The sequence below is a fragment of the Streptomyces sp. NPDC056160 genome (assembly GCF_042268205.1).
Taxonomy (GTDB): Bacteria; Actinomycetota; Actinomycetes; order Streptomycetales; family Streptomycetaceae; genus Streptomyces.
The window spans coordinates 84,377-102,915 of record NZ_JBHJUW010000007.1 but is presented as its reverse complement, the minus strand read 5'-3'; the positions used below and the strand labels follow the sequence as shown (position 1 = coordinate 102,915).

The 18,539-nt window shown below is 71.4% G+C and carries 17 protein-coding genes; 15 read left to right on the top strand and 2 right to left on the bottom strand.

From position 1 onward, the window contains the following. The first annotated feature begins 2 nt into the window (after positions 1 to 2). From murG to ACFC02_RS04410, 8 genes are all read left to right on the top strand, one after another. Positions 3 to 1,091 carry an undecaprenyldiphospho-muramoylpentapeptide beta-N-acetylglucosaminyltransferase gene (gene murG, locus ACFC02_RS04445; protein ID WP_376352006.1) on the top strand — a complete coding sequence of 363 codons (1,089 nt, stop codon included), beginning with the start codon at positions 3 to 5 and terminating at the stop codon, positions 1,089 to 1,091. Positions 1,092 to 1,119: 28 nt separating this feature from the next. Further along, positions 1,120 to 1,914: a cell division protein FtsQ/DivIB gene (locus ACFC02_RS04440; RefSeq protein WP_376352003.1), complete on the top strand. Its 795-nt coding sequence runs from the start codon at positions 1,120 to 1,122 to the stop codon at positions 1,912 to 1,914. A 278-nt stretch (positions 1,915 to 2,192) separates the two neighbouring features. Continuing rightward, positions 2,193 to 3,413, top strand: coding sequence for a cell division protein FtsZ (ftsZ, locus tag ACFC02_RS04435; protein WP_376352000.1), 1,221 nt, complete (start codon positions 2,193 to 2,195; stop codon positions 3,411 to 3,413). Further along, the gene (gene pgeF, locus ACFC02_RS04430; protein ID WP_376351997.1) at positions 3,410 to 4,141 is read left to right on the top strand and encodes a peptidoglycan editing factor PgeF; all 732 of its coding nucleotides are present in this window, start codon (positions 3,410 to 3,412) and stop codon (positions 4,139 to 4,141) included. Before ftsZ ends, pgeF begins: the two co-directional genes overlap by 4 nt. Before the next feature lie 6 nt (positions 4,142 to 4,147). Then, positions 4,148 to 4,867 (top strand): YggS family pyridoxal phosphate-dependent enzyme, encoded by a 720-nt coding sequence (locus ACFC02_RS04425; RefSeq protein WP_376351995.1) that lies wholly within the window; start codon positions 4,148 to 4,150, stop codon positions 4,865 to 4,867. Between the two features lie 127 nt (positions 4,868 to 4,994). Beyond that, positions 4,995 to 5,636 (top strand): cell division protein SepF, encoded by a 642-nt coding sequence (locus ACFC02_RS04420; protein WP_037863360.1) that lies wholly within the window; start codon positions 4,995 to 4,997, stop codon positions 5,634 to 5,636. Between the two features lie 51 nt (positions 5,637 to 5,687). Next, positions 5,688 to 5,978, top strand: a complete 291-nt coding sequence (locus ACFC02_RS04415) for a YggT family protein (RefSeq protein WP_009188102.1) — start codon at positions 5,688 to 5,690, stop codon at positions 5,976 to 5,978. 52 nt (positions 5,979 to 6,030) lie between these two features. After that, on the top strand, positions 6,031 to 7,212 hold the full coding sequence (locus ACFC02_RS04410) for a DivIVA domain-containing protein (RefSeq protein ID WP_376351991.1): 1,182 nt from the start codon (positions 6,031 to 6,033) through the stop codon (positions 7,210 to 7,212). 224 nt (positions 7,213 to 7,436) lie between these two features. On the opposite strand, the gene ileS is transcribed toward ACFC02_RS04410, so the two are convergent. Continuing rightward, complete coding sequence (gene ileS, locus ACFC02_RS04405; RefSeq protein ID WP_376351988.1) at positions 7,437 to 10,634, bottom strand: isoleucine--tRNA ligase; 3,198 nt, start codon at positions 10,632 to 10,634, stop codon at positions 7,437 to 7,439. A 544-nt stretch (positions 10,635 to 11,178) separates the two neighbouring features. On the opposite strand from ileS, the gene ACFC02_RS04400 reads away from it, so the two are divergent. The 6 genes from ACFC02_RS04400 (at position 11,179) to ACFC02_RS04375 (ending at position 16,741) form a co-directional block, all read left to right on the top strand. Beyond that, the gene (locus ACFC02_RS04400) at positions 11,179 to 12,021 is read left to right on the top strand and encodes a TraR/DksA C4-type zinc finger protein (RefSeq protein ID WP_376351985.1); all 843 of its coding nucleotides are present in this window, start codon (positions 11,179 to 11,181) and stop codon (positions 12,019 to 12,021) included. Between the two features lie 89 nt (positions 12,022 to 12,110). Then, the gene (gene lspA, locus ACFC02_RS04395) at positions 12,111 to 12,770 is read left to right on the top strand and encodes a signal peptidase II (protein WP_376351982.1); all 660 of its coding nucleotides are present in this window, start codon (positions 12,111 to 12,113) and stop codon (positions 12,768 to 12,770) included. A 109-nt stretch (positions 12,771 to 12,879) separates the two neighbouring features. Next, on the top strand, positions 12,880 to 13,824 hold the full coding sequence (locus tag ACFC02_RS04390; RefSeq protein WP_376351979.1) for an RluA family pseudouridine synthase: 945 nt from the start codon (positions 12,880 to 12,882) through the stop codon (positions 13,822 to 13,824). Continuing rightward, the gene (locus ACFC02_RS04385; RefSeq protein ID WP_376351976.1) at positions 13,821 to 14,291 is read left to right on the top strand and encodes a GNAT family N-acetyltransferase; all 471 of its coding nucleotides are present in this window, start codon (positions 13,821 to 13,823) and stop codon (positions 14,289 to 14,291) included. Before ACFC02_RS04390 ends, ACFC02_RS04385 begins: the two co-directional genes overlap by 4 nt. Before the next feature lie 85 nt (positions 14,292 to 14,376). Next, positions 14,377 to 15,963, top strand: a complete 1,587-nt coding sequence (locus ACFC02_RS04380; RefSeq protein ID WP_376351974.1) for a Na+/H+ antiporter — start codon at positions 14,377 to 14,379, stop codon at positions 15,961 to 15,963. 37 nt (positions 15,964 to 16,000) lie between these two features. Continuing rightward, positions 16,001 to 16,741 (top strand): SDR family NAD(P)-dependent oxidoreductase, encoded by a 741-nt coding sequence (locus ACFC02_RS04375; protein ID WP_376351971.1) that lies wholly within the window; start codon positions 16,001 to 16,003, stop codon positions 16,739 to 16,741. Here ACFC02_RS04375 and ACFC02_RS04370 read toward each other — a convergent pair. Further along, positions 16,713 to 17,792 carry a mechanosensitive ion channel family protein gene (locus ACFC02_RS04370; protein ID WP_376351968.1) on the bottom strand — a complete coding sequence of 360 codons (1,080 nt, stop codon included), beginning with the start codon at positions 17,790 to 17,792 and terminating at the stop codon, positions 16,713 to 16,715. The two genes, ACFC02_RS04375 and ACFC02_RS04370, sit on opposite strands and share 29 nt — an antisense overlap. Positions 17,793 to 17,956: 164 nt before the next feature. Here ACFC02_RS04370 and ACFC02_RS04365 point away from each other — a divergent pair, with 164 nt between their 5' ends. Further along, positions 17,957 to 18,529 (top strand): dienelactone hydrolase family protein, encoded by a 573-nt coding sequence (locus ACFC02_RS04365; RefSeq protein ID WP_376351966.1) that lies wholly within the window; start codon positions 17,957 to 17,959, stop codon positions 18,527 to 18,529. Positions 18,530 to 18,539 lie beyond the last annotated feature (10 nt).

Here is an 18,539-nt window from a genome sequence, read left to right as displayed (position 1 = left end):
CGGTGCATGTCGTACTCGCCGGCGGAGGTACCGCGGGCCACATCGAGCCCGCGCTCGCCCTCGCGGACGCCCTGCGCAGGCAGGACCCGACCGTGGGAATCACGGCCCTGGGCACGGAGCGGGGCCTTGAGACCCGGCTCGTCCCGGAGCGCGGTTACGAGCTGGCGCTGATCCCGGCGGTCCCGCTGCCGCGCAAGCCCACGCCCGAGCTGATCACCGTCCCGGGCCGGCTGCGCGGCACGATCAAGGCCGCGGAGCAGATCCTGGAACGCACCAAGGCCGACGCCGTGGTCGGCTTCGGCGGCTACGTCGCCCTGCCCGGCTACCTCGCCGCCAAGCGGCGCGGTGTGCCCATCGTGATCCACGAGGCCAACGCCCGCCCGGGCCTGGCCAACAAGATCGGCTCGCGCTACGCCGCCCAGGTCGCCGTCTCCACCCCGGACAGCAAGCTGCGCGGCGCCCGCTACATCGGCATCCCGCTGCGCCGGGCGATCGCCACCCTGGACCGGGCCGCCGTGCGTCCCGAGGCCCGCGCGGCGTTCGGGCTCGACCCCAACCTGCCCACGCTGCTGGTCACCGGCGGCTCGCAGGGCGCCCGCCGGCTCAACGAGGTGGTGCAGCAGGTCGCGCCCTGGCTCCAGCAGGCGGGCATCCAGATCCTGCACGCCGTCGGCCCGAAGAACGAACTGCCGCGCGTGCACCAGATGCCGGGTATGCCCCCCTATATCCCGGTAAGTTATCTGGACCGGATGGACCTCGCGTACGCCGCGGCCGACATGATGCTCTGCCGCGCGGGCGCGATGACCGTCGCCGAACTCTCCGCCGTCGGGCTCCCGGCCGCCTACGTCCCGCTGCCCATCGGCAACGGCGAACAGCGCCTGAACGCCCAGCCGGTGGTCAAGGCGGGCGGCGGACTGCTGGTCGACGACGCGGACCTCACCCCGGAGTGGGTGCAGCAGCAGGTCCTGCCCGTGCTCGCCGATCCGCACCGGCTGTACCAGATGTCGCGTGCCGCCGGTGAGTTCGGCCGCCGGGACGCCGACGACCTGCTCGTCGGCATGGTGTACGAGGCCATCGCCTCGCGCCGTTAGGACCATATGAACGAAGGGGCTTGAGAGCGTGGCCGGACGGACGACCGCCGAACGCGGTGAACGCCAGCAGGAGTCGTCCGGCCCGCCCCGGATCCGCCGGCCGCGGCGGCCCCCTCTTCGTACGATCGTCATCCTGGGCCTGGCCGTGGTCCTGCTCGGCGGCGGAACCCTCTGGGTCCTGTACGGCTCGGCGTGGACCCGGGTGGAGCGGGTGTCCGTCTCCGGCACCCGGGCGTTGTCCCCCGCACAGGTGCGCTCGGCCGCGGCCGTCCCGGTGGGCGATCCGCTCATTTCCGTCGACACCGCCGCGATCGCGGCCCGGCTGCGCCGTCAATTGCCCCGAATTGACTCGGTTGACGTCGTTCGTTCATGGCCGCACGGAATCGAGCTGAAAGTGGTCGAGCGGACCGCGGTCATGGTGGAGGAAAAAGGCGGAAAGTTCGTCGAAGTGGACGCCCGGGGTGTCCGGTTCGCCACGGTCGCGCAGGCGCCGAAAGGTGTGCCCGTCCTCGAATTGTCCCTTGCCCGCTCGGCCTCCGCGGCGGCGAGCCTGCGACGCTTCGACGAGGCCCGCCTGGTGCGCGAGGCCGTCACGGTCGCCGGCCGCATCCCGGCCGCGGTCTCCCACCAGACCCGGGCCGTCAAGGTCCGTACCTACGACGACATCTCGCTGGAGTTGAGCGGGGGCCGGACCGTGGTGTGGGGCAGCGGCGAGAGCGGCGCAGAGAAGGCCCGCGCGCTCACCGCGCTGATGAAAGCCTCGCCGGGCGCCCGGCACTTCGACGTCAGCGTCCCCATCGCGCCTGCGTCATCCGGCAGTTGACGGGTATACGTGCAGGCCAGCACCCTGGTTGGGCACCGCTATGCCTGATCACATAGGGTGAAAAGAAAAACGGGAGGTTCGGCGTGTTCGTTGAACGGGCGCCACTTGTCGACTTAGTGTCCTGTTCAGAAGACTTCAAGGAACAGGCACACTGGTAACCCTAAACTTCAGGGTTAGGGTTCGGGTCGGCGTTACGGACCGTCCCATTCGGCATCAGCCGTCGCGGCGCGGACAGCGCGCAACGACGGCGACGTAATTCGAGGCGAGAGGCCTTCGACGTGGCAGCACCGCAGAACTACCTCGCAGTCATCAAGGTCATCGGTGTCGGCGGCGGTGGTGTCAATGCCATCAACCGGATGATCGAAGTCGGTCTCAAGGGCGTCGAGTTCATCGCCATCAACACCGACGCGCAGGCGCTGTTGATGAGCGACGCCGACGTCAAGCTGGACGTCGGCCGCGAACTGACCCGCGGACTCGGCGCCGGCGCCAACCCGGCCGTCGGCCGCAAGGCCGCAGAGGACCACCGCGAAGAGATCGAAGAGGTCCTCAAGGGGGCCGACATGGTCTTCGTGACGGCCGGTGAAGGCGGCGGCACCGGCACCGGCGGCGCGCCGGTCGTGGCCAACATCGCGCGCTCCCTGGGTGCCCTCACCATCGGCGTGGTCACGCGCCCGTTCACCTTCGAGGGACGGCGCCGGGCCAACCAGGCCGAGGACGGCATCGCCGAACTCCGCGAAGAGGTCGACACCCTCATCGTCATCCCCAACGACCGGCTGCTGTCCATCTCGGACCGCCAGGTCAGCGTGCTCGACGCGTTCAAGTCCGCGGACCAGGTGCTGCTGTCCGGTGTGCAGGGCATCACCGACCTGATCACCACCCCCGGTCTGATCAACCTGGACTTCGCCGACGTCAAGTCGGTCATGTCCGAGGCGGGTTCCGCCCTCATGGGCATCGGTTCGGCGCGCGGCGACGACCGCGCGGTGGCCGCCGCCGAGATGGCGATCTCCTCCCCGCTGCTCGAAGCCTCCATCGACGGCGCCCGCGGGGTGCTGCTCTCCATCTCCGGCGGCTCCGACCTCGGTCTGTTCGAGATCAACGAGGCCGCCCAGCTGGTCAGCGAAGCCGCCCACCCCGAGGCCAACATCATCTTCGGCGCGGTCATCGACGACGCCCTCGGCGACGAGGTGCGGGTGACCGTGATCGCGGCCGGCTTCGACGGCGGCCAGCCCCCGGCCCGCCGGGACAACGTCCTCGGTTCGGCGGCCTCGTCCTCGGCGTCCGCCTCGTCCTCCGCCCGCCGCGAGGACTCCGCGCAGGTACGGCAGCCCGAGAACCGCCCGACCTTCGGCTCGCTCGGCAGCGTGAAGCCGAAGGAGGAGCCGGAGCCGGTCGCGCCGGAGCCGCTGAGCGACCTCACTCCGCCGCCGGCCCCGCCCGCGCCGCGGACCTACACCGACAGCGCGGCCGAGGAACTGGACGTGCCGGACTTCCTGAAGTGATAGGACAGCGCGACACCGTGAACGGCGCGCACTTCGCCTTCACCGACCGGTGGGGCGGAGTGAGCGCCGTTCCGTACGAGGAGCTGAACCTGGGCGGCGCGGTCGGCGACGACCCGGCCGCCGTGGGGACCAACCGTGAACTGGCCGCCAAGTCCCTGGGACTGGACCCGGCCCGGGTGGTCTGGATGAACCAGGTGCACGGCGCGGACGTGGCGGTCGTCGACGGACCGTGGGACGCCGCGGCCGGCATCCCCTGCGTCGACGCGCTCGTCACCACCCGGCGGGGTCTCGCCCTCGCCGTCCTCACCGCCGACTGCACGCCGGTGCTGCTCGCCGACCCGAGTGCCGGGATCGTCGCCGCGGCCCATGCGGGGCGGCCCGGGATGGTGGCCGGGGTGGTGCCCGCCGCCGTGCGGGCCATGGTGGAACTCGGCGCCGACCCGGCCCGGATCACCGCCCGTACCGGACCGGCGGTGTGCGGCCGCTGCTACGAAGTGCCCGAGGCGATGCGCGCCGAGGTGGGCGCCATCGAGCCGGCGGCGTACGCCGAGACGAGTTGGGGTACGCCGGCGCTCGACGTGAGCGCCGGGGTGCATGCGCAACTCGAACGCCTGGGCGTGCACGACCGGGAGCAGTCGCCGGTGTGCACACGTGAGTCGCACGACCACTTCTCCTACCGCCGCGACCGCACCACCGGTCGGCTCGCGGGCTATGTCTGGCTGGACTGATGGGGCATGACGGAACGTAAGGACGAACTCGCCGGGAACCTGGCGAGGGTTCAGGAGCGCATCGCCGCCGCGTGCGCCGCCGCGGGACGCCCGCGCGAAGAGGTGACCCTCATCGTGGTCACCAAGACCTACCCGGCGGCGGACGTGCGGATGCTGGCCGACCTCGGGGTGCGGCACGTCGCAGAGAACCGCGACCAGGACGCGGCACCGAAGGCCGCTGAATGTTCGGATTTGCCCTTGAGTTGGCATTTTGTCGGTCAACTTCAGACCAACAAAGTGCGGTCCGTCGTCGGTTACGCGGACGTCGTGCAGTCGGTGGACCGCTCCCGGCTGGTCACGGCGCTCTCCAGGGAGGCCGTGCGCGCGGAGCGTGAACTGGGGTGTCTCATCCAGGTCGCGCTGGACGCCGGGGAGAGCGGCCGGGGCGAGAGAGGCGGCGTGGCCCCGCGCGGGATCGGGGAGTTGGCCGACCGGATCGCGGACGCCGAAGGGCTGCGGCTCGACGGGCTGATGACCGTCGCCCCGCTGACCGGGGAGTACGCCGGACGCCAACAGTCCGCCTTCGAACGGCTCATGGATTTGTCGACCCACCTGCGCCGGACCCATCCGGCTGCCACCATGGTCTCGGCAGGGATGAGCGCGGACCTCGAGCAGGCCGTGGCCGCCGGAGCGACACATGTGCGCGTCGGCACCGCGGTACTCGGAGTCCGCCCCAGGCTCGGGTAACGTCGCCAAGAAGTCGGACCACAGCAGAAAATATGGTCAATACCGCCGAAGAAGGCGCAACGACCTCGTGGATCGCGGGGACTTGGCGGTCGTCAGTCGATCCACCACAGAGCGGAGGACTCAGAGCATGGCCGGCGCGATGCGCAAGATGGCGGTCTACCTCGGCCTCGTGGAGGACGATGGGTACGACGGCCGGGGTTTCGACCCCGATGACGACTTCGAACCCGAACTCGATCCGGAGCCCGAGCGGGACCGCCGACGGCACGAACCGTCGCACCAGCCGCACGGAACACATCAGCCCCAAAGGGATGAACCAGTGCGCGTGGTGCAGCCTCCGGCGCCACGTGAACCTGTGTCCCATTCCGCTTCGCTCCCGGCGGAATCGCCTCGTCCGGCGCGCATCGCGCCCGTGGCATCCATCACACAAGAACGCGCGAGCCTGGAGAAGAACGCACCGGTGATCATGCCCAAGGTCGTGTCCGAACGTGAGCCGTACCGGATCACCACACTTCACCCCCGGACCTACAACGAGGCCCGTACCATCGGGGAACACTTCCGTGAAGGCACTCCGGTGATCATGAATCTGACGGAGATGGACGACACGGACGCGAAGCGACTTGTCGACTTTGCCGCCGGTCTGGTGTTCGGGCTCCACGGCAGCATCGAGCGGGTGACACAGAAGGTGTTCCTGTTGTCGCCTGCTAACGTCGATGTCACGGCGGAGGACAAGGCCCGCATCGCAGAGGGCGGGTTCTTCAACCAGAGCTGAGACGCACCACCGGAAAACAGGCACGGAACAGGGGAGAGGGAAGCACCGATCATGGGCGTGGCCATGGAGGTTCTCTACATCGCGCTGATGGTGTTCCTCATCGTGCTGATCTTCCGTTTGGTCATGGATTACGTGTTCCAGTTCGCCCGCTCGTGGCAACCCGGCAAGGCGATGGTGGTCGTTCTGGAGGCCACCTACACTGTCACCGATCCACCGCTGAAGCTTCTGCGGCGGTTCATCCCGCCGCTGCGTCTCGGGGGCGTGGCGCTCGACCTGTCCTTCTTCGTCCTGATGATCATCGTCTACATCCTGATCTACATCGTGGGGAACCTCGCGACGTGAATGTGGACGATACGGTCTTGCCGACTGCCGATGACTACGTTGAGGTGAAGAGATGCCGTTGACCCCCGAGGACGTGCGGAACAAGCAGTTCACGACCGTCCGCCTCCGAGAAGGCTATGACGAGGACGAGGTCGATGCCTTCCTCGACGAGGTCGAGGCCGAGCTGACCCGCCTGCTCCGGGAGAACGAGGACCTGCGCGCCAAGCTGGCCGCCGCCACCCGGGCCGCCGCGCAGAACCAGCAGAACATGCGCAAGCCCCCGGAGCAGCAGGACCAGCAGCACCCGCAGCAGGGTCCCGGCGGCCCCGGCATGCCCCAGCAGGGCGGGATGCCCCAGCAGGGCGGCATGCCGCAGCAGGGCATGCGAGGTCCCGGCGCTCCGGTGCCCGCCGGCATATCGGGCCCGCCGCAGCAGCAGATGGGTGGCCCCATGGGTGGCCCGCCCCAGCTGCCGAGCGGTGCCCCGCAGCTGCCCGCCGGCCCCGGCGGACAGGGCCCGCAGGGCCCCGGCCCGATGGGTCAGGGTCCCGGACCGATGGGCCAGGGCCCCGGTCCGATGCAGGGCCAGATGGGTCCGGGTCCGATGGGCGGCCCGAACCCCATGGGCGGTCCCGGCCCGATGGGTCAGGGTCCCGGTGGCGACAGCGCCGCGCGCGTCCTGTCGCTGGCCCAGCAGACCGCCGACCAGGCGATCGCCGAGGCCCGATCCGAGGCCAACAAGATCGTCGGCGAGGCCCGTTCGCGCGCCGAGGGTCTTGAGCGTGACGCCCGTGCCAAGGCCGACGCCCTGGAGCGGGACGCGCAGGAGAAGCACCGCGTCGCGATGGGCTCGCTGGAGTCCGCCCGCGCCACGCTGGAGCGCAAGGTCGAGGACCTGCGCGGCTTCGAGCGCGAGTACCGCACGCGCCTGAAGTCGTACCTGGAGTCGCAGCTGCGCCAGCTGGAGACCCAGGCCGACGACTCGCTGGCCCCGCCGCGCACCCCCGCGGCCGCGTCGCTGCCGCCGTCCCCGGCGCCCTCGATGGCCCCGGCCGGCGCGAGCGCCCCGTCCTACGGCGGCAACCAGTCGATGGGCAGCGCGCCCAGCCCGTCCGGTCCGTCCTACGGCGGCCAGCAGCAGATGTCCCCGGCGATGACCCAGCCGATGGCACCGGTACGTCCGCAGGGCCCGTCCCCGATGGGCCAGGCGCCGTCCCCGATGCGCGGCTTCCTGATCGACGAGGACGACAACTGAGGGCCCCCTGAGGGGTTCCTGAGAGAGAAACAAGGCGTCGGCAGCCTGAGAGAACGGCCCCGGAGGGAATCCTCCGGGGCCGTTCTCGTGCGCGGATGCGCCTTGGGGGCGCGGGGAACTGCGCGAAAGGGGGTCTGGGGGCGGAGCCCCCAGGACGGGAAGGGGAGGGGCGGCGGGGGCGGACACCCTCCTCGGACCACCCCCGCCGCACCCGCCCGGGAGGGCTACGCCTTGCGCAGGCGGAACGTCAGCGACAGGCCCTCGTCGACGAACGCGTCACCGTACGTGCCGTCCGCCTCGCCCTGCGCGAAGTCCGTCGCCAGAACCTCCTCGGCGATGAGCCCGGAGTGCTCCGACAGCGCCGCGATGACCGCTGGGTCCGTGGACACCCACCGCAGGGCGATCCGGTCCGCGACGTCGAGGCCGCTGTTCTTGCGCGCCTCCTGGATCAGCCGGATCGCGTCGCGCGCCAGGCCGGCCTGGCGCAGCTCCTCGGTGATCTCCAGGTCCAGCGCCACTGTCGCACCCGAGTCGGACGCCACCGACCATCCCTCGCGCGGAGTCTCCGTGATGATCACCTCGTCCGGAGCGAGCGTGACCGTCTCGCCGTCGACCTCCACCGACGCCGTGCCCTCGCGCAGTGCCAGCGAAAGCGCCGCCGCGTCGGCCCCGGCGATCGCCTTCGCCACGTCCTGGACGCGCTTGCCGAACCGCTTGCCCAGCGCACGGAAGTTGGCCTTCGCGGTGGTGTCCACCAGCGAACCGCCGACCTCGCTCAGCGACGCCAGCGAGGAGACGTTCAGCTCCTCCGTGATCTGCGCGTGCAGTTCGCGGTCCAGGGTGTCGAAGCCCGCCACCGCGACCAGCGCGCGCGACAGCGGCTGCCGGGTCTTGACGCCGGACTCCGCGCGCGTGGCCCGGCCCAGTTCCACGAGGCGCCGCACCAGCACCATCTGCTGGGACAGTTCCGGGTCGATGGCCGTCAGGTCGGCCTCGGGCCAGGCGGCGAGGTGCACCGACTCCGGGGCGCCGGGGGTGACCGGCACGACCAGGTCCTGCCAGACCCGCTCGGTGATGAACGGGGTCAGCGGGGCCATCAGCTTCGTCACCGTCTCGACGACCTCGTGCAGCGTGCGCAGCGCGGCCTTGTCGCCCTGCCAGAAGCGGCGGCGCGAGCGGCGGACGTACCAGTTGGACAGGTCGTCGACGAACGCCGAGAGCAGCTTGCCGGCACGCTGCGTGTCGTACGCCTCAAGGGCCTGCGTGACCTGGTCGGTCAGCGCGTGCAGCTCACTGAGCAGCCAGCGGTCCAGGACCGGGCGGTCGGCCGGGGCCGGGTCGGCCTCGCTCGGCGCCCAGTTCGACGTACGGGCGTACAGCGCCTGGAAGGCGACCGTGTTCCAGTACGTCAGGAGCGTCTTGCGGACGACCTCCTGGATGGTGCCGTGGCCGACGCGGCGGGCCGCCCACGGCGAGCCGCCGGCCGCCATGAACCAGCGCACCGCGTCTGCGCCGTGCTGGTCCATCAGCGGGATCGGCTGCAGGATGTTGCCCAGGTGCTTGGACATCTTGCGGCCGTCCTCGGCGAGGATGTGGCCCAGGCACACGACGTTCTCGTACGACGACTCGTCGAACACCAGCGTGCCGATGGCCATCAGCGTGTAGAACCAGCCGCGGGTCTGGTCGATCGCCTCGGAGATGAACTGCGCCGGGTAGCGGCTCTCGAACAGCTCCTTGTTCTTGTACGGGTATCCCCACTGCGCGAACGGCATCGAACCCGAGTCGTACCAGGCGTCGATGACCTCCGGCACGCGCGTGGCCGTCGCCTGGCAGCCCTCCTGCGGGCAGGTGAAGGTGACGTCGTCGATGAACGGGCGGTGCGGGTCCAGGCCGGACTGGTCGGTGCCGGTCAGCTCGGTCAGCTCCGCGCGGGAACCCACGCAGGTGAGGTGGCCCTCCTCGCAGCGCCAGATCGGCAGCGGCGTGCCCCAGTAGCGGTTGCGGGAGAGCGCCCAGTCGATGTTGTTGTTCAGCCAGTCGCCGTACCGGCCGTGCTTGACGCTGTCCGGGAACCAGTTGGTCTTCTCGTTCTCCGCCAGCAGCCGGTCCTTGACGGCCGTGGTGCGGATGTACCAGGACGGCTGGGCGTAGTACAGCAGCGCGGTGTGGCAGCGCCAGCAGTGCGGGTAGCTGTGCTCGTAGGGCAGGTGCTTGAAGAGCAGGCCGCGCTGCTGGAGGTCCTCGGTGAGCGCTTCGTCCGCCTTCTTGAAGAAGACGCCGCCGACCAGCGGGACGTCCTCCTCGAAGGTGCCGTCCGGGCGGACCGGGTTGACGACCGGCAGGCCGTAGGAGCGGCACACCTTGAGGTCGTCCTCACCGAAGGCGGGGGACTGGTGGACCAGACCCGTACCGTCCTCGGTGGTCACGTACTCGGCGTTCACGACGAAGTGCGCCGGCGCGGGGAACTCCACCAGCTCGAACGGGCGCTGGTAGTTCCAGCGCTCCATCTGCGCGCCGGTGAACGACTCGCCGGTGGCCTCCCAGCCCTCACCGAGCGCCTTGGCGAGCAGCGGCTCGGCGACGACCAGCTTCTCCTCGCCGTCCGTCGCGACGACGTAGGTCACGTCGGGGTGCGCGGCGACCGCCGTGTTGGAGACCAGGGTCCACGGGGTCGTCGTCCACACCACGAGCGAGGCCTGGCCGGCCAGCGGTCCGGAGGTGAGCGGGAAGCGGACGTAGACGGACGGGTCGACGACCGTCTCGTAGCCCTGGGCCAGCTCGTGGTCGGACAGGCCGGTGCCGCAGCGAGGGCACCAGGGGGCGACACGGTGGTCCTGGACCAGCAGGCCCTTGGCGAAGATCTCCTTCAGCGACCACCAGACGGACTCGATGTACTCGGGGTCCATCGTGACGTAGGCGTCGTCGAGGTCGACCCAGTAGCCCATGCGGGTCGTCAGCTCGGAGAAGGCGTCGGTGTGCCGCAGCACGGACTCGCGGCACTTGTCGTTGAAGGCCGCGATGCCGTACGCCTCGATGTCCTTCTTGCCGCTGAAGCCCAGCTCCTTCTCGACCGCCAGCTCCACGGGCAGCCCGTGGCAGTCCCAGCCGGCCTTGCGGGTCACGTGGTAGCCGCGCATGGTGCGGAAGCGGGGGAAGACGTCCTTGAAGACGCGCGCCTCGATGTGGTGGGCGCCCGGCATGCCGTTGGCGGTGGGCGGGCCCTCGTAGAACACCCACTCGGGGCGGCCCTCGGACTGTTCCAGGCTCTTGGCGAAGACCTTCTGCTCGCGCCAGAAGTCGAGCACCGCGTGTTCGAGCGCGGGCAGGTCGACCTGGGCGGGCACCTGGCGGTACTGCGGCTGCGTATTCAACGAGCTTCCTCCGGCGGATGTGCTGCCTTCCGTCGGAGGGACGAGAGCCATCGTGCTGCCTACGCCGTGTGCGGCGCGCTCCCGCGGTACCACCCTCCTTGGCCCCCCGGTGCGCCCCGCGCTCCGGTGAGCCCCCTCATTGGGCTCGCGATGCCGGTTCTACTCGCCCCTGGGGGCTTTCTTCCGGCGGCTCCGGGGTGATCTTCACGTCGCGCTCGCCCCCGGGCTCACACCGTCCCCGGGTCGCTCTGGGCTGCCTTCGCCGCTACTCGTCCCCATCCACGCTTCTCGCTGCGCCCAGTGTACGGCGCCCCGGGGACAGCGGCCGACCGGTTTTCGGGGCGGGGCGGGGCGGGGCAGCGACGGGCGGGGCGGCGGTGACCCGAACGGCTCCGGTGCGGCCGGTCGGATCGTAGGACGCGCAGCTCGTCGGATTACCCGGCGGGGAGCTGGGCACAACGCATGCATGCCGGCCGCGCGGTACGCGCGAGGCGGGCGAATCGGGCGGCGTGCCCCGTTGCCGCGGGACTGGAGTCGATTTATCGTCCCAGCACGATTCGCGAGCAAGATCACAATATGTGAAGGGGCCGCGGCCATGGTGGCGAAGAAGACCGCCGAGCAGTCGGCGTCCGGCGGATCGCGGCACCCCGGCGCCGCGACCGACCCCGCGCGCGGGGAAGCGGGTGCCGGGCGCGCCACGGACCGGCGCGCGCCGGCCCGGAAGGCCTCCGCGAGGAAGACCCCCTCGAGGAAGACCGCCCAGCCGAAGTCCCCCGAGGCGAAGTCCTCCGGCCTGGAGTCCCCCGGCCCCGAGCCCTGCGTGGCGGAGCCGCCCGGTTCGAAGCCGTCCGGGGCGAAGTCCGCCGCGCAGGGTGGGACCGGGGCCGCCGTGGGCAGGAAGAGCACGGGCAAGAAGGCGGGCGCGGCCGAGGCCGCGAAGCAGACGGGAGCCACGACGGTGGTTGCGAAGAAGACTCCTGGGACGGCCGCGGCGGCCACGACCGCCGTCCCGAAGGCACGGGTCGCCGCGGCGGTGGAACCGGGCGACCTCGCGGTACGGCCGGGCGAGGACCCGTGGACCGAGGAGGAGGTCGCCGAAGCCCGCGCGGAGCTGGAGTCCGAGATGGAGCGGCTGAGCACCGAGATCAGCTCGTCCGAGGCCGCCCTCGCCGGTCTGATGCGGGACTCCGGGGACGGCGCGGGCGACGACCAGGCGGACACCGGCACCAAGAACATCACGCGCGAGCACGAGCTGGCGCTCGCCGCCAACGCGCGTGAGACGCTCACCCAGACCGAGCGCGCCCTCGACCGCCTGGACGCGGGCACCTACGGCCTGTGCGAGAACTGCGGCAACCCGATCGGAAAGGCCCGGATGCAGGCCTTTCCGCGGGCCACCCTGTGCGTGGAGTGCAAGCAGAAGCAGGAGCGCCGCTACTGAACGGACTCCGGGGCCCTCCTGCGCACGTCGGCCCAGGGGGGTGTGCCGTAGTCTCGTCCTCAGTCAGGTACCTAGGTCGAGGGACTCACGTGGCAGAGGCGGAGCGCATCATCGGTACGCCGGACGACACCCCGGAGGCGGAACGTCCCGGGCAGCAGCGGCAGCCCGACGCCGCGGCGGAGACGGCCGCCGCACCACCAGGAACGACGCCGGACGCGCAGGACGGCCCCGAAGCGGCCTTGCGCGCGGACGGGCAGCCGCGGGGCAGGCGCCGGATCGGGGTGCTGTTCGCGGTGGCCGCCGTGGCGTACGCCCTCGACCTGATCAGCAAGATCGTCGTGGTGGCCAAGCTGGAGCACCACGCGCCGGTGAAGATCATCGGCGACTGGCTCCAGCTCCAGATGATCCGCAACTCGGGAGCCGCCTTCAGCTTCGGCGAGGCGTACACGGTGATCTTCACGGTCATCGCCGCCGCCGTGATCGTGGTGATCGTCCGGCTCGCCCGCAAGCTCTACAGCCTGCCGTGGGCGTTCGCGCTCGGTCTTCTGTTCGGTGGCGCACTGGGCAACCTCACCGACCGGATCTTCCGCTCCCCGGGCGTCTTCAAGGGCGCGGTCGTCGACTTCATCTCCCCGAAGCACTTCGCCGTCTTCAACCTCGCCGACTCGGCGATCGTCTGCGGCGGCATCCTGATCGTGCTGCTCTCCTTCAGCGGCCGGGACCCGGACGGCACCGTCCACAAGGACTGAGGCCGCCCACGGGGCCGAGGGCTTCCCCGGCCGCCCTGGGGGCCGGGGCCGTCCACAGGGACCGGGCCGCGCGTACGGGAGTGTCCGACCCGTCCGGCATACTCGACGGGTGAGCACGCTTCCCGAGATCCGTACCCTGCCCGTGCCCGACGGCCTGGAGGGCGAGCGCGTCGACGCCGCCATCTCCCGCATGTTCGGCTTCTCCCGCACCAAGGCGGCCGAGCTGGCCGCCGCGGGCAAGGTGCTGGTCGACGGCGCGGCGGTCGGCAAGTCCGAGCGCGTGCGCGGCGGCGCCTGGCTGGAGGTCGAGATGCCGCAGGCGCCCGCCCCCGTGCAGGTCGTCGCCGAACCGGTCGAGGGCATGGAGATCGTCCACGACGACGACGACGTCGTCGTGATCGTCAAGCCGGTCGGTGTCGCCGCGCACCCCAGCCCCGGCTGGACAGGACCCACGGTCATCGGCGGACTCGCCGCCGCCGGGTACCGCATCTCGACCTCCGGCGCCGCCGAGCGCCAGGGCATCGTGCACCGCCTGGACGTCGGCACCTCCGGCCTGATGGTGGTCGCCAAGTCGGAGTACGCGTACACGTCGCTCAAGCGCCAGTTCAAGGAGCGCACGGTCGACAAGCGGTACCACACGCTGGTCCAGGGCCATCCCGACCCGACCAGCGGCACCATCGACGCGCCCATCGGCCGCCACCCGAACCACGACTACAAGTGGGCGGTCACCGCCGAGGGCAAGCCGTCCGTCACGCACTACGACCTCGTCGAGGCCTTCCGCGCCGCCTCCCTGCTCGACGTGAAGCTGGAGACCGGGCGCACCCACCAGATCCGCGTCCACATGGCCGCCCACCGCCACCCCTGCGTCGGCGACCTCACCTACGGCGCCGACCCCACCCTCGCCAAGCGGCTCAAGCTGACCCGGCAGTGGCTGCACGCCGTGCGGCTCGGCTTCGAGCACCCCGGGGACGGGCAGTGGGTGGAGTTCGCCAGCGACTACCCGGCCGACCTCCAGCAGGCCCTGGACCAGGTCCGCGAGGAGACGTACGCATGACCCCGGCGCCGTACCGGACCCGGGTGGCGGAGGACCTCGCCGACCGCGAGGCCTGCTTCTCGGTGCGCAAGGAGGTCTTCGTCGTCGAGCAGGGCGTCCCGGAGGAGATCGAGTACGACGACCTGGACGCCGTGGCCCTCCACGTGCTCGCGGTCCGCGACGACGGCACCCCGCTCGGCACCGGACGGCTGCTGCACGGCGAGGCCGCCGCCGGCCGCACCGGCGGCGACGCGGCCGTCGGCTCCCTGGGACGCCTCGCCGTCACCGCCGCGGCCCGCGGGCTGGGCGTCGGCGTGGCCCTGGTGCGCGCCCTGGAGGACGCGGCCCGCGCGCGCGGCCTGACGGCGGTGGACCTGCACGCCCAGACCCACGCCCTCGGCTTCTACGAGCGGCTGGGGTACGCGGCCTACGGCCCCGAGTTCCCGGACGCCGGCATCGCGCACCGGGCGATGCGGCGCGCCCTGTAGCCACTCGGCGAAGAGGCCGACGGCCCAAGCGGCATGGCACGCTGGAGGCTGCCGTGTGAACGTCCGACCTCCCGGAGCGCTGAGCGTGGATCAGTTGGCCCTGTTGTTCGTCGTCCTGCTCGGGGCCGTGATCAGCGTCCCCGTCGGAGACCGGCTCGGGCTGCCCGCCCCGGTGCTCATGACGCTCCTCGGGATCGTGCTCGCGGTGCTGAACTTCGTACCGAACGTGGACATCCCGCCCGGCCTGATCCTGCCCGCCCTGCTGCCGCCGCTGCTCTATGCCGCCGTACGGCGCACGTCCTGGCGGCAGTTCGCGGCGAACAGACGGCCGATCTTCCTGCTGGCCGTGGCCCTGGTGTTCGTGACGACCATCTGTGTCGCGGTCGTCGCCCACACCATCGTGCCGGGGCTGCCGCTGGCCGCGGCGGTCGCGCTCGGCGCGCTGGTCGCACCGCCCGACCCGGTCGCGGCCACCGCCGTCGCCGGACAGCTCGGCCTGCCCCGCCGCCTGGTGTCCATCCTGGAGGGCGAGGGACTGTTCAACGACGTCACCGCCATCGTGCTCTACCACGTCGCGATCGCCGCCGCCGTCAGCGGCGAGTTCTCGGCCTGGCACGCCGGACTCGACCTGGTGCTCTCCGCGGTGGTCGCCGTCGTCGTGGGCGTGGTGCTCGGCTGGGGCGCCAACAAGCTCCTCGACCTGCTGGGGGACGCCACCCTCCAGATCGGCCTGACGCTGCTCGTGCCCTACGCCTCCTACGTGCTGGCCGAGGAACTGCACGGATCCGGGGTCCTGGCCGTGCTCACCACCGCGCTGTTCCTGGCCGAGTACGCCCACGACGCCGACGACGTGCTGAGCCGGCTGGCCGGGCACACCGTCTGGGACGTCGTCGACACCCTCGTCACCGGGGTCGCCTTCGGACTGATCGGCCTGGAGCTGCACAACGCCATCCGCACCGCCTCCGGACGCTGGGGCGAGCTGCTGGGCTGGGCCGGGGTGGTCGTCGGCGTGGTCGTGTTCGTCCGGCTGCTGTGGCTGCTGCCGGCGACCTGGCTCACCCAACGCCTGCACGCCCGGCGGGACTACGAGGAGGACATCCCCACCAGCTGGCGGGAGACCGTCGTCATGTGGTGGTCGGGGATGCGCGGCGTGGCCTCGGTGGCGCTGGCGCTCGCCATTCCCCTGAAGACGGACAGCGGCGCACCGTTCCCCGACCGGGACGAGATCGTGTTCATCGCCTTCGGGGTGATCATGGTGACGCTCGTGGTGCAGGGGCTCACCCTGCCCTGGCTGGTGAAGCGGCTCGGGGTGCGGGCCGACACCGAACGCGAGAAGGAGTTCGAGAAGGAACTGGCGGTGCGGGCGGCGCGCGCGGCCAAGCGGCGGCTCAAGGAGATCGAGACGGTCGAGGACCTGCCGGACGAGGTCTCCGAGCAGATGCTGCGCCGGGCCTTCGAGATCGGGCTGCGCATCAACCCGCAGATCGGCGACGAGGAGCGCCGGGAGGCGCAGGAGAACCGGGTGCGCCGCATCAAGCGGCTGCGTCGGATCCAGGGCGAGATGCTGAGCGCGGCACGGCACGAGGTGCTGGCGGCCCGCAGCGAGCCGGGCGCCGACCCGGAGATCGTGGACCGGGTGCTGCGCCACCTCGACGTGCGCAGCCTGCGCTGACCCTCGCGGGCGGGCGTCGGGAACTAGGCTCGGGTCCATGACGCGCAACGTGGTGATCAGCGGTGGCGGTACCGGGATCGGGCTGGCCACGGCACAGGTGTTCGCGGCCGGCGGGGACCAGGTCGTGCTGCTCGGGCGGCGGGAGGAGGTACTGCGCAAGGCCGGGGTGCCGGGAGCCCTCACGTACGCCGCCGATCTCGGTGACGCGGACGGCGTGCGCGGGGCGGCCCGTTTCGTGGCCGACGAGCTGGGCGCCGTGGACGTCCTGATCCACAGCGCCGGCGGGTCGGGGCGCCTGGAACCCCGGATCGAACGGGACGACCCGCTCGACCGGATCGCCGACGACTGGGCCCTCAACTTCCGGATCAACACGCTGACGGCCGTGCTGCTCACCGAGGCCCTCAAGCACCGGCTCGCCGAGCCCGGCGGGCGCGTGCTGTTCCTCAGCTCCATCGCCGCCTACCGGGGCTCGGGCAGGGGTGCCTACGCCGCCTCCAAGGCGGCCCTGCACCCCTACGCCCACGACCTCGCCCGCCAGTTGGGGCCGCACGGCATCACGGTGAACGTCGTCGCGCCCGGCTACATCGAGGACACCGGCTTCTTCGGCGACGCGATGGACGAGGAGCAGCGCGCGCGGCGCATCGCGGAGACCTCCGACAAGCGGGCGGGCACGCCGGGCGACGTCGCCGCCACCCTGCACTGGCTGGCCTCCCCGGCCGCCGCCCACGTCACCTCGCAGATCATCCAGGTCAACGGCGGCGCGGAGCGCGGCCACTGAGGCCGTCCTCCTGGGGCGGCACGGCCTCCGCGGTACTGATCCGGGGCAGCGCGTAGGGGTGTTCCTCGCACAGCCAGCGGATCATCTGCTCGCGCACCGCGACCCGCACCGTCCAGATGTCGTCGGAGTCCTTCGCGGTCACCAGCGCCCGCACCAGGACGGTGTTCGGCGTGGTGTCCGTGATCTGCACGTTGTAGGCACGGCCGTCCCAGGCCGGGCACTCGCGCAGGATGTCCCGCAGCTTCTCGCGCATCGCGTCCAGGGGCGCCGAGTGGTCGAGGTGCCAGAAGACGGTGCCGGTCATCTGCGGGGTGCCGCGGGACCAGTTCTCGAACGGGTTGGACGTGAAGTACGAGACCGGCATGGTGATCCGGCGTTCGTCCCAGGTGCGCACGGTCAGGAAGGTCAGCGTGATCTCGTCGACGGTGCCCCACTCGCCGTCGACGACGACGGTGTCGCCGATGCGCACCATGTCGCCGAAGGCGATCTGCAGCCCGGCGAACATGTTGCTCAGCGTGGACTGCGCGGCGACACCGGCGACGATGCCGAGGATGCCGGCCGAGGCCAGCAGCGAGGCACCGGCGGCGCGCATCGCCGGGAAGGTCAGCAGCATCGACGCGGCGGCCACCACGATGACGACGGCGGTGACCACCCGCATGATCAGCTCGACCTGGGTGCGCACCCGCCGCACCCGGGCCGGGTCCCGGTGCGCGCGGGCACTGGCGTAACGCGAGTACGACGTCTCGACGACGGCCGCCGCGATCCGGACGGCGAGCCAGGCGGCCGACCCGATCAGCACCAGGGTCAGCGCCCGGCCGACGCCGTCGCGGTGCTCCTTCAGGAGTTCGGCCCGGTCGTAGGAGCCTCTGAGCAGGGCGGAGCACAGGACGAGTTGGTAGGGGACGCGGGCACGGCGCAGCAGGCCCCACAGCGGTGTCTCGTGGTGCCGTTCGTCGGCCTTGCGCAGCAGCAGGTCGGTGGCCCATCCGATGACCAGGGTGAGGACGACCGAGCCGCCGATCACGATCAGCGGGCGGAGTGCGTTCTCCATGCCTGCGAACGTAACCGGCGGCGGCCGGGCACGAACATGTGTCTTCGCGCGGTTCGTGGGTAGGGCCGGGCCGGTGTGGCGAGGCTCTCGCAGACTCTCGCAGGACGTTCACATCCGGCCGGGTCCGCGCGGACGTCGGCGTACCCGGCTGGCACCATGGCCTCATGAACATCATGCTCTTCCACTCGACCCATGGCCTCGGACCCGCGGTGCGGCAGGCCGCGGACCGGCTGCGCGGCGCCGGGCACGAGGTGTGGACGCCGGATCTCTTCGAGGGCCGCACGTTCGACTCGGTCGAGGACGGGATGGCGTTCAAGGACGGCATCGGCAAGGACGAACTGCTGCGCCGGGCCGTGCTGGCCGCGGCGCCCTACTCGGAGCGCGGCCTGGTCTACGCCGGGTTCTCGCTCGGCGCCTCCATCGCCCAGACCCTCGCCCTCGGTGACGACAAGGCGCGCGGCCTGCTCCTCCTGCACGGTACGTCCGACATCGCGCCGGGTGTCCGGGCCGACGAGCTGCCCGTCCAGTTGCACGTGGCGGAACCGGACCCGTTCGAGACCGACGACTGGCTGAGCGCCTGGTACCTCCAGATGGGCCGCATCGGCGCCGACGTGGAGATCTACCGGTACGCCGGCGCCGGCCACCTCTACACCGACCCCGGCCTGCCGGACTACGACGCCGAGGCCGCCGAGGCCACCTGGCGGGTGGCGCTCGGCTTCCTCGGCACCCTCGGCTGAGTCGCCACGG